We start from the raw sequence: 13,231 nt of genomic DNA, 5'->3' as shown, positions 1-13,231 counted from the left end.
CGAATTGCCCTTAGTCAAATTGCCCTCGGTCGGACCGGTTTTGCCACTGTGATAAACAAAGAAACATTTATCCTTGAAAACACTTCACCACTCCCCTGTCTCAATATACCGGCGATAAAACTGTATCAGGCCGATGAAATCCACGACCTCTGGCATATGACAGAAGCGGAAATGGGAAAAATCGGCTTGGATCCACCCTTTTGGGCTTTTCCATGGGCAGGCGGCGAAGCTTTGGCACTCTATATTCTGGAAAACCCCGAAACAGTAAAGGGGAAAAAAGTGCTCGATTTCGCGTCCGGTTCGGGGCTTGTCGGCATTGCTGCGAAAAAAGCGGGAGCTTCTCTGGTTCTTGCCAATGATATTGATGCTTTTGCATGTGAGGCAATCCGGCTTAATGCCCGCCTCAATCATGTATCAATCGAAATCGACAATAACAATCTTGTCAAAAATGGTAGCCACTTTCAAAACTCTTTCGATGTTATCCTCGCAGGTGATGTGTTTTATGACAAAACAATGAGCGAAACGGTTATAAGCTGGCTAAAACTCTTTGACAGATCAAAAACCGTCATATTCGTTGGCGATCCTGCACGCGCCTATCTACCGGTCGAATGGATGGAAGCAAAAACATCTTTCAAACTACATGTTTCAAAAGCAATAGAAGATAACAGTTTCAAGCATGTAACAATCTGGCAAATGAAACCGTAAAAAATAAAACGGTTTTTTGAAAATCCGGTTCAAACAAACGGGTTTCCCGTGAAACCATGCCTGTTCAAGCAATAGACGGGAAAAAACTCGAAACCGTCCTGATTGACCGACTTATATCTTCACCAATTTTAAAATTCGCAACCTTTACCCCTTAGAAGTCGTTCCTCAAATCACTATATTATCAATATAGGCAATAATCTTATCTGACCGGCTTTGAGCCGTGTCGGGGGTTTTATCTGACAGGCTTTAAATAAAAGCCGGATTGAAAGATTAAAAGAGCTGGCAAGAGGAGGCCGGAATATGGCTCCTCGAAGAAGGTAGAAGAACAGATATGTGGTTGATGCGCATTATCCGGGCAGTTCTCTCACTGGCAATTGCCTTCATTGTTGTGATTGTGGTGGTAAATAATGCCAGCAGCCGGGTGGCTGATAATATGGCAAAATTTTCTGTTCCATTTGCTGTCATGGACGACCACAATTTCAGGAAAAATCCGGAAAAACCGGTCACCGCTTCAACGGGTTCATATGTCCCGACCATAATTGAATAGCCGTTCAAAACTTGAAAAGATCGGGTAAGGCACCGCGGCCGCGAAAACAATAATATTGAAAAAACGGCGGTAAACCGGATTGTTATATTCTCGTGGCTATAGAAATTCGGGCTTTTTAGGGGATGTTTAATTTTTTTGGTGTTATGTTATAGTAAACACAACTGGTCAGGTTTCATCTTTCAAATGGATGAAATCACCTCGATTGAATCTGGTATTGGTGAGGACCTGCTCATCCGGAGCTTTATGAATGAAATTTAGAACTGCGCTTCTTGCTTCTTTCTTTCTTACAGCGACTTTTCTGAGTGGTTGCCAGGAATCATCGAACTTGCCGCAAATCGGTAAAGCGACACAAGAATTGCCGAAAAAGCTGCAAGACAAGATGGTTGCCAAGAATATGGAAAAATATTCGCCTATCGTTGTGCGGGTTTTCAAGGAAGAAAGCGTCGTCGAGATATGGAAGCAGACACGCACCGGAAAATATGACCTGATCTCCACCTATAACATATGCAAATGGTCGGGAAAACTTGGACCTAAATATATGGAAGGAGACCGGCAGGCTCCTGAAGGTTTCTATACAATTCGTCCAAGCCAGATGAATCCGAATTCAAACTATTATCTGGCTTTCAATATCGGCTTTCCGAACGCATACGATCAGGTCAACGGTCGCACCGGCCAACATTTGATGGTTCATGGGGCATGTTCGTCATCCGGCTGCTATTCGATGAGCGATGAAAATATTGCTCAGATTTACGCATTCGGGCGTGACTCGTTCAAAGGTGGACAACGTGAATTCCAGCTTCAAGCTTTTCCATTCCGCATGACTGCCGAAAACATGGCTCGTTACCGCAATGATCCGAATTATAAATTCTGGACAATGCTGAAAGAAGGCTATGACATTTTTGAAGTCACAAAACGCCCGCCAAAGGTTGATGTCTGTGAAAAACGCTATGTTTTCAACCGCAATACCGATGGCAAGGCTTTGACACCGGCAGGCGTATGTCCGGTTGCAACACCCGATGCAGCATTGCAGACAGCTTTTGCATCATATCAAAAGAAATATGATGATGCATTTTCATCTGCCCGCGAAAAGAAAATGAAAGCACCGGCACCGACAATTCAAGGTGTGGAAGAAGCTTCTCTGGTTGCCGATTGGAGCCGTAAACGTGCTTCCGGTGTACAAGTATCGCGCGAGCCGCCGTCACTGACACCGGCATCGAAAGAAACACCTGACGCGCCGGATATAGCAAAGGAAAATGCCGTTGCGTCAAAAGCTGCTGTTTCCAATGAAAAGACAGCAAGCACAGTTGTACCGGCACAAAAACCTGAAGTCGCTGGCCAGTCGCTTGCCGAAGAGGAAGCACAAAATTCCGGTGCGCCGGTTACTCCGGCGGCAGGCGAACCACAAACAAAGAAATCGCTCTGGAAATTATTTGGTGGTTGAAAAAAGTTTTATATATGATTTATGCGGGCTGAAATGCCCGCTTGTTCTTTTGAAGGCAAGAAAAAAGCGGCATTTACTCCCCAATAATATAACGCTTGTCATATTAAGCGATGACCCGTTGGCGCCTTTGGACATTGCCAATTATTGCCAACATAATAATTATGATTTTAAAAAACGTCTGGAAAATCACATTCATCATCTTTTTATCATTCCACGACAGAACACTTGAAAAGTGATCGACCGGAACGTAAATCGGCTTTTCCGGAATAATACTTTAAATTACTCTGTTATGAGAAGATCAATTCTATTTTTAAATTTTATTTACATTTCAAAGTTCATATATTAAAAATATTTAAATAAGTCATCATATAATTAAACAATTCAATTTCTAATTGCTTATCACGATATTCATGAAAATTATTTATTAATTACAATTGTTTAAGTTATGAATTTCAATATTAAATTGATTTTATGTTTATTTTAGAGAATCTTCTTTAATAAGATTTTTTTCAGGTTTCTCTATTTGTTACCGATGTTTTCGGATTATTTTAACTTATTGTTTGAAATGCTGTTTCCGGTTGCAAAAAATTTTGTCGGGCTATTTAACCCGTACTTCACCTGGAATTTTACCCGCAGCCGTAAATCATTCAAACCGGAAAGGAATGAATTTTACGGCCAAAACAAAATGGTATTTGTGCAGATAATTTTCTTCACTTTAAAATTTGAAGCCCGGTATTGCGAGCGGATTATCTGTTATTGCTGCCCGATCAGCCTTATCAAGCACAGGTTTCCCCAAAAAAGCGTCGAACATTTCCCGCACTGTGGTTTCATCCACCCCGTCGGTAATCACAACAAGCCGCGTTTCATGACGGCCTTCCGGCCATTCGGGCAGGCGAACCGGCGGATGGAACAATGTCTGGACACCATGGATGACAACCGGACGTGACGGGTCTTCCTCCAGCTCGACAATGCCTTTCATACGCAACAATTTTGGCCCGTGATTGGCGCGCAAAAGATCTATAAAAGCTTCCAGCGCAAAATAGGGAACAGGTTTGTCATGGGTGAGAGAAAAAGCATGAATCGTATCGGAATGGCGATTGACATCATGATGGTGATGATGGTGATCGTGATCGTCTTCCTTACCAAGCCAGTTTCTTATATCCGGCACTTTCTTGTTCAAATCGAAAACGCCGATATTGACGAGTGCCGAAGGCGGGCAATGGGCAGCATCGGAATAAAGAATTTCGGCCATGGGATTAAGTTTGCCGAGTTCGCTCATCAATGGTTCGAGAGTTTTTTTATCTTCAACAAGATCGGTTTTGGTGAGAACAATCCGATCAGCCAATGCAACCTGATTGCGTGCTTCTTTATGCCTTGCCAGAGTTTCCAGTCCATTGACGGCATCAACAGCGGTGATAACCCCGTCTATGACAAATGCCTGAACCATTGCGGGGTGACCTAACAAAGCTTGCAGAATGGGGGCGGGATCGGCAAGGCCTGTTGTTTCGATAATAACATGGTTCAAGCGTTTGATACGACCTGTTTGAAGCCGGTCGACAAGACTTGCAAGACTATCGACAAGCTGACCACGCATTGTACAACAAAGGCAGCCATTGGATAATTCGATAACGCCATCATCGGCTTGTTCAACAAGAAGGTTATCAATTCCAACCTCGCCAAATTCGTTAACAATAACGGCTGTATCGGTGAGCATCGGGTCTTTCAAAACGCGATTAAGCAAAGTGGTTTTGCCCGCCCCTAAAAAACCTGTAAAAATTGTAACAGCGATACGGTTCATCGAATTCGTCATTGTGCATCCATTGATTGGGGACGAGGTGTCGGAACAGGAATTTTCCACGCCGGTATTTCACCCGGTTTTGCAGGCGCCGGTGCCGAAATCAGCCGAACCTGCATGGGTGTAACATCAAGTGGCCGCGCTGAAATATAGGGAGAATCGAAAACCACTTTCCCCTTTTCATCACGATGCTGCATGCGTGCTTTCCATGCATCATCATTGCATATCCGGTCTTTAATATCGCTAATTTGCGTTAGTTTCGTTCCATAAGGCTGCAAAGTTGCAAGTGTTGTTTGTGACGAGCCTTGGCTCGAAAAACCGTCGTTCAAAAGTTTGGCGGCGAGAGCTTCACGCTGGTCGATACGATCAGCACCGAGAACTACCGCGATAATTGTGCGTTTGTTGCGGGTGGCAGATGCGACAAGATTAAATCCGGACGCACATATAAAACCGGTTTTCATGCCATCGGCACCGGAAAAACGGCCGATCAGATTGTTTGAATTCTGTTCGACTTTGCGCCCGCCGCCGAAATCAATTGCAGGTATGGAAAAATAATGGGCATATTGGGGAAATTCCCGACGGATCTGTACCGCCAGAACGGCAAGGTCACGGGCGGTTGAATAATTATCGGGATTGGGAAGGCCGTTGGCATTGGCAAAATGTGTTCCGAACATGCCAAGTCTTTGGGCTTCTTCATTCATGCGTACAACAAAAGCCTGTTCGGAGCCGCCAACTGTCTCGGCAATCGCTGTTGCAAGATCATTGGTGGATTTTACCAAGGTGATTGACAAGGCTGTATCAAGGTCAAGAACGGAACCCGGTTTATATCCCGAATGGCTGGGTGGAAGCTTTGCGGCTGCCATGCTTATCGTTACTCTTGTTTCAGGCGTAACCTCGCCATTATGGAGTGCCCGAAAAGTGACATAGGCAGTCATCATCTTTGTCAAGGAAGCAGGATACCAACGGTCGAATGCTTCATTATGGGCAAGAATACGACCGCTTGCGACATCCACCGATATATAAGGGTTGGCATGGGCAACAGCCAAACTTATAAAAAACATTATAAAAAGGACGGGTAGACCCGTTATTTTACACATATTGTAAGATCCGGTTTGGTTTTCGGATCCTGATTGGACTTTTGTTTTCATTAGCGATTCTCTTGAAACCGGCTTTTGACCGGAAAAATAGATCTTATCATTTTCAGATGAAGCTTATTAATCCTATAGCTCATAAAATTCAAAACCGCATAAAAATATGGCGATTGGCACGTAAATTGATGCGAATTTACCGGATATAGCCGCCTTCAAGAACGGCTTAGCTGTGAACAAATGTTTTTTCCTGCCCCGATATGGAAGCGCGAATAAAATATAGTATACTTCGGACAAGTTTAGCTTTAAAATTATTGAAGCGGAGCGAGATAATTCTTATTTGCGTGGTAGGGCATAAGTCCGAATAGAAGAGGGAAGGAAATAAATATGTATGAACGTATTCTTGTGGCAACGGATGGTTCGGAACTTGCTGGCCGTGGCGTTGATGCAGCCGTCGAACTTGCAAAGAAAACCGGCGGTGAACTTTTCGTTGTGACAGTAACTAGTCTGATGCCGTCTTACGGCATTGTCGTCGGCGCAGAATGGGCTTCCAGCCCCGGTGCTTTTGACGAATTCCGTAAAGAAATGGAAGATGGTGCACGCAAGATTCTTGAAGGTGCACTCAATAAGGCCGAAAAACAGGGCGTTAAAGCAAAAGGCGTTCATGCAGAAAACCAACTTGCTGCTGCCGGCATTGTTGATGCAGCAAATGAACATAATGCGGATCTTATTATCATTGCCTCGCATGGGCGTCGTGGCGTTAATCGTCTTATTCTCGGCAGTCAGGCTTCCGAAGTTCTGGCCATGAGTGAACGTCCGGTTATGGTCATTAAATAATCATTTCATTCAACGAACTGTTAAAAGCGGGCTTTATGCCCGCTTTTTTTTATGAAGCACACATTTTTCCATAAATTTATTTTATGAATTTTGCTTTTGTCTATTCAGCCTGCTTTTTATTGATTTGCCCCCATTAAATCCGGCAAAGCTTTGCGCAGACGGGTTGCAATCAAATAGGCGAGAATAATCTTTACCATGTCGCCAGGCACAAAGATAAGGTCACCTAAAAAAGCTTTGGAAAAATCAAGCCCGCTCATCATGGTGAGCCAGACAACGCCAAACAAATGATCGATACAAAAAACTCCCGCCATCATAATCAATATCTGTTTGGCGGGTGTCAGTTGTTTGCGAAAGACATGAAAGAAATAGCCGATAAAGGCCGCAGTAAACGGAAAACTGATAAGATAACCGCTTGTGGGCGCAAAAAATACACCGATGCCACCACGCCCGCCGGATAGAAGCGGGAGTCCTGCTGCTACCAATACAAGAAATAAAAGACAGGCCGCAAAGCCTTTTTTTGCCCCCAAAACCGCACCGGAAAGGATAATTCCTAACAGTTGCGCAGTAATGGGAACCGGAATAACGGGAACCGGAATGGCCGGTAAAAATCCTAAAATTGCAATAAAGGCCGCAAAAAGCGCAACCGCAACAATATCACGAATAGACATTCTCTCCCCCGCTCAATTTTTCCCGTTTTTATTGTTCACATCTTCATCAAAACAACGCGCCTCGATTGCGGCTGCCACATCGGCTTGAACCTTCAAGCTTCTTATCAGAACCGGCATAATGACCGCAAACACATTATTTTCCAACCCTCGTGCTTTTTGTGCTTCGCGTACATCTTTGGCAATATCCGAAAAGATTGCAATAAATCGTAAAGTGAGCGACAGCCCTAGCGAGATTTTCGCAGGATTTACGCCAAAGAAGCGCGTAAATGAAAATAATTTCTCGAAACAGGCCATCATTTTTGAAAATGGCGTTGTCAATGTTACGAGTGTGGCAAGCAGTAACAGACTTGAAAGTCGTATGATGACGAGTGCAGCACTTGCCAAATTGTTTGAAAAATATTGAACAATGAAGAGTGCAACGAGAAACCATAAAATTTTCTTCAGCTCGAAAACCGGCTGCAATAACGGAAAACCTGCCAGAAAAAATAGACAACAAACAAAAATGAGAGAACAAACCGCCAATAAAAGTGATGGTAGATAAAACAGCCCGATACTGCAAAAAAAAACGATAGCAAGTTTCAACCCGGCCGGAAGCCGATGAATAAATGTCGTCCCGTAACTCGGATCAATCATGCCATCGCCTCCTCGTAATAGCTGATTGACTTTTCCGGTATATCGTCATGGACAACTCTACCATGGTCGATGACAATAACCCGATCGAAGTTTTTGAGCATATCAAGATCGTGTGAAACAACGATAACTTGCTGGGAAAGACCGAATATTGTTTCTGTCATTTTTCGTTTGTTGGAAAGATCAAGCTGGGTGGTGGGTTCGTCGAAAACAATGATTTCCGGTTCCATGACAATAACACCGCAAAGTGCAACCAATTGCCTTTGTCCACCACTCAAACTTTGCACAGATTGCAACCTCGCAGCTTGAAGGTTGAAGCGGTCAAGCACATAATCGATCCGTCTCGCGATTTCGGCTTTTTCAACACCGATATTTTTCAAACCGAATGCAAGGTCTTCTTCAACCACCGGCATGACAATCTGATTATCGGGATTTTGAAAGACAAAACCCACTTTGCGACGGATGTCTTTGCCATATTTGCGACTGTCGAGTGAATCCACCAGCACTTCACCCGATGTTGGTAATCGCAAACCGTTGAGCAATCGCACGAAGGTACTTTTGCCCGAACCATTGGCACCAATAATAGCAATCCGCTTCTCGGAAAGTTTCAAATTCAAATGATCGAGTATCTTGTGGCCACCCGCCTCGACACAAACATTTTTAAGTTCAATCATGTCAGTGGAATACCCCGATTAATGAAGAATTTTCTGTCGATCCGACCAATAGTTCAAGCGCTAGTCGCGGGTTGGCCCTGTCCAGTCAACGCCCAACTCTTTCAGCCTTTTGACCGCTGTCGGCGGCATAGCCGGCGGGTTCGGATCAAGCGCGGCCTTCACGAGCAGTTCATCACAAGCACTTTCGGTGTCTTTTATCAGACGCGGCAAAAATTCGCGTTTATTGAGATGCGCTTCAATAGGTGGCAAAACGCGGACACGAATTTTTCCCGGATAACGGCGGAAATTGCCACGCGGCCAATAAAGCCCGGCATTGTGGGCAATAGGCACAACCGGCAAACCGAGTTCATTATAAATAGCAACAATACCGGGTTTATAAGCAGGTTCTGCTCCCGGTTGACGGCGCGTACCTTCCGGAAAAATCAGAATCTGGCGACCTTCTGCCGCTTTTTCTTTGGCGCCGGTGAGAACCGCCTTCATGGCTTTCAAAGGCGAGCCGCGATCAATGGGAATAATGCCGGTTTTCAACATGTACCAGCCGAAGATCGGTATCCATGTCAATTCACGCTTCATAATGAGCGAGGGATCATCAAGAAAAGGAACGAGGCCGAACGTTTCCCATGCCGATTGGTGTTTTGGTGCAATGATGTAGGCACCTTTTGGCAGGTTTTCGAGGCCTTCGATTTCAAAATCCGTTCCGGCAATATGTTTTTGCAGAAATAAATTCACTCGCGCCCATGTTTTGGGCACAATCCATGCTTTTTTGCGCGGAAGAAAAAAGTAGAACGGCGCATAAAGAATCATCTGGACAAAAGTTGTCACATAGAATGCTGCCGTAAACAGGATTGACCGGATTGCAAGAACCATAATGTTTCCATTTCAAGCTATTCAAATCAATCTTGCTTATAGAGCAAAATCTTTCGAGAAAACACCTCAATAAAAAACGGCCCGTAGGCCGTTTTCAAATTTGTTTGCAATTTTCACACTTTATTATTTCGTGCGAACCTTGGCGACATCTGCGGCTGTGACTGCCGGAGCATCATTGGTCCAGCTCGAACGCAAGAAAGTAGCAAGTGCTGCAACTTCATCGTCATTCATGCGCCAGCCAAAGCCCGGCATTGCAAGATCGGCAGGGCGTTTTTCAGTCGACGGCATACGAGAACCGTTAACGATCACGCGCAGCAATCCGCTTGCATCCTTTGCATTGACGATTTTTGCACCATCAAGCTCGGGGAAGACACCTTTTGCACCTTTACCGTTTACAAAGTGACAAGCATTGCAATTGTCCATGTAAAGGCGGGCACCAAGTGCCATATCCGGTTTGGCTTCAGTCAACATATCTGTTGTCTTTTTCGGATCACGTACCTGTTTTGATGCGTCACCTGGAAGTGCAATATGTTTGAGATAGGCAACAATCGAATCAAGATCGTCTTCGGTTGCAAATTGCATTGATTCTTCGACAACGAGCGTCATCGGACCGACAACGGCCGAATGACTGTTACGACCTGTCTGCAAATAGGCCTTCAAATCATCTGCTGTCCAATTCGCAACGGATGAATTCGGGCTACGCAAATTCGGCCCATAGAAACCGTCAATCGTTTCACCGGTCAGGAATTTGTTGCTATCGCTATTCGTTCCCGATTGGCGGAACATGGAATCACGCGGTGTATGGCATGCGCCACAGTGGCCTAAGCTTTCGACAAGATAGGCACCGCGATCAAGTTTCGCATCGTTGAAGCGTGGCTCGAAACCACCTTTGCCGGAAATCGCAAAGAAGTTCCAAAGACGGATTCCCCAACGCTGGTTGAACGGAAATGACAGATTGGTTTCTTTGACTTTGGCACTAACCGGTTTCACTTCATGCATGAAATAATCATAAAGTGCAACAATGTCGGGCTCGCTGATCTTGCGATAGTTTTCGTAAGGCATTGCCGGATAAAGAAGCTCGCCATTTTTGCCGATACCGTCACGCAAAGCATCACGGAACTGGTCAAGTGTCATATTCTTTATACCGTTTTCATCCGGTGTGATGTTGGATGAATAGATAATGCCGAACGGACTTTTGACTTCACGACCACCTGCATAAGGTTGGCCACCGGGTGCGGTGTGGCAGGCTGCACAATCGGCCATTCTTGCAAGATATTCACCCCGTCCCTGTTCCGGTTTGAAGTCCGGAGAAAGAGCTTCTGTCGGGCCTGTTCGTTTGATTGGCACAAACATGATTGCCAGAATGACAATAATTGCAAGGATTACCAATCCAATAATAATTTGTATTAAACGTTTCATCGGATGTTTCTCCTATGCCAAAGGCCGCGGGTTTTTGAGGTAATCGGATTTGATATTTTCAAGCATCCAATAGGTCAAAGCGCCGAGCGTTCCTGTAGGATTATGCTGGATATTCTGCGGGAAAGCATTGGCACCCGGAATAAACAGATTGTGGTAATCCCAGTGTTGGAGATAACGGTTCAATGCCGAACGTTTGGGGTCTGTACCCATAATCGCACCGCCCACAGTGTGGGTCGTTTGATAAATGCGGGTATCATATTGCTGGCCTTCTTTCATCGCCGGATTCTGACGATATTTATCAGGACCGATTGCATCGGCAATCTTGTTGATCTTGTCTGTGATGAATTGCGACATCCTGATTTCATTATTGTGCCAGTTGAATGTCATACGCATCAACGGACGACCGAATTTATCTTTATAAGTCGGGTCAAGATCAAGATAGGCATCACGATAGGACATAACCGAACCGTGTTGGCTGATCGACATGGCATGCCCATACCAATCGCCAATAGCCTTCTTCCATTCCGCACCCCAAGCCGGTGTGCCACCCGGCAACGGCATATTGCGAATTGGCTGGCCGTTGGTCTGGCCTGACGAAATACGGCTGCCACCGATAAAGCCTTCTTTTGCCATATCGATCTGGTTGAAGCTGTAATCATCAAGATAAGAACCGTTACAACCGGTACCGACAAATGGATTGAATACCTTATCCTTGAAGAACAATGTGCCACCGCCAATAGCAGTCTGGTAGGCGTAGTTACGGCCGATAACACCTTCACCGGTGATCGGGTCATAAGGTTGACCAAGGCCGGAGAGCAACAACAGGTGAACATTGTTAATCATGAAACCGCCGAGAATGACGAGATCGGCCGGTTGGAAGAACTCTTCATTCTTTTCATTGACATAAGTAACACCGGTTACAGTCTTGCCATCTGCGGATTTTTCAATACGCAAGACTTCCGACTTAACCCGATATTCAAAATTCTTATAGCGCTTCAAAGCAGCCAGAACACTGACTTGCGGTGAAGCTTTTGAATAATTGAGGCAGCCATAACGTTCGCAGAAACCGCAATAGTTACAAGGCCCCATCTGCATACCATAAGGGTTGGTATAAGCCTCGGAAGCGATAGCCGACGGGCAAGGGAACGGATGAAGGCCGATTTTCTTTGCACCTTCTGCAAAGAGCCGCCCGTTATAAGTATAAGGCAAAGCCGGCATAGGATAAGGATTCTTGCGCGGGCCTTCAAAAGGATCGCCACCTTCCTGGATTTTACCGTTCAGATTGCCGGCAGTACCCGAAACGCCTGCGACCTTTTCAAACATATCGAAATGTTTTTCCAGTTCGTCATAGGTAACGCCCCAGTCCTGAATTGTCATATCTTCAGGAATAATATTGCCGAAGGTTTCCTCGATATAGGAACGGGCTCTGAGCTCTTCCGGCTGTGCACGCCATGTCATGCCGTTCCAGTGGATACCTGCCCCGCCAACACCGATACCGGGAAGAAAAGAACCCAATTGGCGATAGGGGAGAGCAACCTGATCCAGTCCTCTGCGAATCGTTACTGTATGATCGCGCGGACGGACGGCAGTGCCGAGACGGACACCATATTTCAATTCGTCAGCCGGTTTCGGATAAGCGAAACTCGGAACTGTATCGCGGTCTTCACCGCGTTCCAGTGCGACAATTTCCAGACCTTCTTTTGCAAGTTCGATGCCGCTGATTGCACCGGTCCATCCGAGGCCGATAATGACAACGTCTTTCTTCTTCATTGTTTGTGTCATGATTTAAGCCCTTTGACCTGAGAGTGAAACGGGCCCGAGTTTGTAAGGAACATTATCCTTTTCGACCCATTCGAGGAAGCTTGCACGTGCACCAGGGAACCCGATGTAAACCCATGCAGCCATGTCATAATTGCCACCATATTGGGGATCGGCGAAATAACCTTCCTTGGTGTTTTGCAAAAGGAACGAGAAGAAATCACCGGAACGCAATTCGGCAATTTCGACTTCATCCTTTTCGACACGCTTTAAAGCTTCATCCTGTTTTTCAGCGGGAAGCTCTGCAAAAATTGCACCATATTGGGCTTTGCACCATTCATTGATCTTCGGAATGGCAATACGATAGGCTTCGGCAGGTGAAGGTTCTGCCTGATAGCCTGTGTAACGGGGCGCATCACGATTGAAAGGCGCTTGTCTATACCAGTGGTCACCTTGCCCCCAAGGATCAGCCAATTGCTTGTCAATGAAAACCGGAACACGTGCTTCCAAAGCACCCGGTCCTTTCCCGTCTGACGGGATAATTCGGGCAGTAGCGGCCATCACAAAGGCCCACTCTTCAGCGTTGAAAAACGACCGCTGATAGTTTTGTAAAGGAACTGGCCCTTGTGGCTGTGCCATTACATGACGGGCCGATAGTGCAGCGGCAGCACATGCTGCTGCCCCCAATAGAAGCCCACGTCTTGTAATGGACAGGTTGGTTTCGTTCAAATTTTTTCGTGTCATAAATACCTCCACGAGCGAATTACACTGCCCTCGTTACACGAATTGTGGCGAGATTTAA

General features: G+C 45.6%; 14 protein-coding genes. 5 read left to right on the top strand and 9 right to left on the bottom strand.

Going from position 1 to position 13,231, the window contains the following annotated elements:
• Nucleotides 1–48 precede the first annotated feature (48 nt).
• From H3S94_RS04405 to H3S94_RS12090, 4 genes are all read left to right on the top strand, one after another.
• The gene (locus H3S94_RS04405; RefSeq protein ID WP_198240377.1) at nt 49–705 is read left to right on the top strand and encodes a 50S ribosomal protein L11 methyltransferase; all 657 of its coding nucleotides are present in this window, start codon (nt 49–51) and stop codon (nt 703–705) included.
• Between the two features lie 340 nt (nt 706–1,045).
• Complete coding sequence (locus H3S94_RS04400) at nt 1,046–1,252, top strand: hypothetical protein (protein WP_198240376.1); 207 nt, start codon at nt 1,046–1,048, stop codon at nt 1,250–1,252.
• 247 nt (nt 1,253–1,499) lie between these two features.
• Nucleotides 1,500–2,693, top strand: a complete 1,194-nt coding sequence (locus H3S94_RS04395; RefSeq protein ID WP_077994233.1) for a murein L,D-transpeptidase family protein — start codon at nt 1,500–1,502, stop codon at nt 2,691–2,693.
• Nucleotides 2,623–2,922 carry a sulfurtransferase TusA family protein gene (locus H3S94_RS12090; protein ID WP_369805693.1) on the top strand — a complete coding sequence of 100 codons (300 nt, stop codon included), beginning with the start codon at nt 2,623–2,625 and terminating at the stop codon, nt 2,920–2,922. The genes H3S94_RS04395 and H3S94_RS12090 overlap by 71 nt, the downstream gene beginning before the upstream one ends.
• Before the next feature lie 486 nt (nt 2,923–3,408).
• Here the strand turns inward: H3S94_RS12090 and H3S94_RS04385 are convergent, their stop codons facing one another.
• Together H3S94_RS04385 and H3S94_RS04380 are read right to left on the bottom strand one after the other, a co-directional pair.
• Nucleotides 3,409–4,503: a GTP-binding protein gene (locus H3S94_RS04385; RefSeq protein ID WP_246786402.1), complete on the bottom strand. Its 1,095-nt coding sequence runs from the start codon at nt 4,501–4,503 to the stop codon at nt 3,409–3,411.
• The gene (locus H3S94_RS04380) at nt 4,500–5,585 is read right to left on the bottom strand and encodes a D-alanyl-D-alanine carboxypeptidase family protein (protein ID WP_077994723.1); all 1,086 of its coding nucleotides are present in this window, start codon (nt 5,583–5,585) and stop codon (nt 4,500–4,502) included. Before H3S94_RS04380 ends, H3S94_RS04385 begins: the two co-directional genes overlap by 4 nt.
• A 378-nt stretch (nt 5,586–5,963) precedes the next feature.
• Between H3S94_RS04380 and H3S94_RS04375 the strand changes: the two genes are divergently transcribed.
• Nucleotides 5,964–6,413: a universal stress protein gene (locus tag H3S94_RS04375; protein WP_077994243.1), complete on the top strand. Its 450-nt coding sequence runs from the start codon at nt 5,964–5,966 to the stop codon at nt 6,411–6,413.
• 116 nt (nt 6,414–6,529) lie between these two features.
• Here the strand turns inward: H3S94_RS04375 and H3S94_RS04370 are convergent, their stop codons facing one another.
• The 7 genes from H3S94_RS04370 to H3S94_RS04340 all read right to left on the bottom strand — a co-directional run bounded on the left by H3S94_RS04370 (nt 6,530) and on the right by H3S94_RS04340 (nt 13,173).
• Nucleotides 6,530–7,081, bottom strand: a complete 552-nt coding sequence (locus tag H3S94_RS04370; RefSeq protein WP_198240374.1) for a biotin transporter BioY — start codon at nt 7,079–7,081, stop codon at nt 6,530–6,532.
• A gap of 12 nt (nt 7,082–7,093) precedes the next feature.
• A complete protein-coding gene (locus H3S94_RS04365) occupies nt 7,094–7,714 on the bottom strand; it encodes an energy-coupling factor transporter transmembrane protein EcfT (protein WP_210327968.1) in 621 nt (206 codons plus the stop codon).
• Nucleotides 7,711–8,385: an energy-coupling factor ABC transporter ATP-binding protein gene (locus H3S94_RS04360; RefSeq protein ID WP_198240373.1), complete on the bottom strand. Its 675-nt coding sequence runs from the start codon at nt 8,383–8,385 to the stop codon at nt 7,711–7,713. Before H3S94_RS04360 ends, H3S94_RS04365 begins: the two co-directional genes overlap by 4 nt.
• 60 nt (nt 8,386–8,445) lie before the next feature.
• The gene (locus tag H3S94_RS04355; protein ID WP_198230355.1) at nt 8,446–9,252 is read right to left on the bottom strand and encodes a 1-acyl-sn-glycerol-3-phosphate acyltransferase; all 807 of its coding nucleotides are present in this window, start codon (nt 9,250–9,252) and stop codon (nt 8,446–8,448) included.
• 123 nt (nt 9,253–9,375) lie between these two features.
• Nucleotides 9,376–10,671, bottom strand: a complete 1,296-nt coding sequence (locus H3S94_RS04350) for a cytochrome c (RefSeq protein WP_077994250.1) — start codon at nt 10,669–10,671, stop codon at nt 9,376–9,378.
• Nucleotides 10,672–10,683: 12 nt separating this feature from the next.
• Entirely contained in the window at nt 10,684–12,453 is a 1,770-nt protein-coding gene (locus H3S94_RS04345) for a GMC family oxidoreductase (RefSeq protein WP_198240372.1), read from the bottom strand.
• Nucleotides 12,454–12,456: 3 nt separating this feature from the next.
• A complete protein-coding gene (locus H3S94_RS04340) occupies nt 12,457–13,173 on the bottom strand; it encodes a gluconate 2-dehydrogenase subunit 3 family protein (RefSeq protein WP_077994262.1) in 717 nt (238 codons plus the stop codon).
• Nucleotides 13,174–13,231 lie beyond the last annotated feature (58 nt).

The organism is Bartonella sp. B10834G3 (assembly GCF_016102505.1).
GTDB lineage: Bacteria > Pseudomonadota > Alphaproteobacteria > Rhizobiales > Rhizobiaceae > Bartonella > Bartonella choladocola.
Note: the sequence above shows the minus strand (reverse complement) of the source record. Positions and strands in the feature narration are given on the sequence as shown.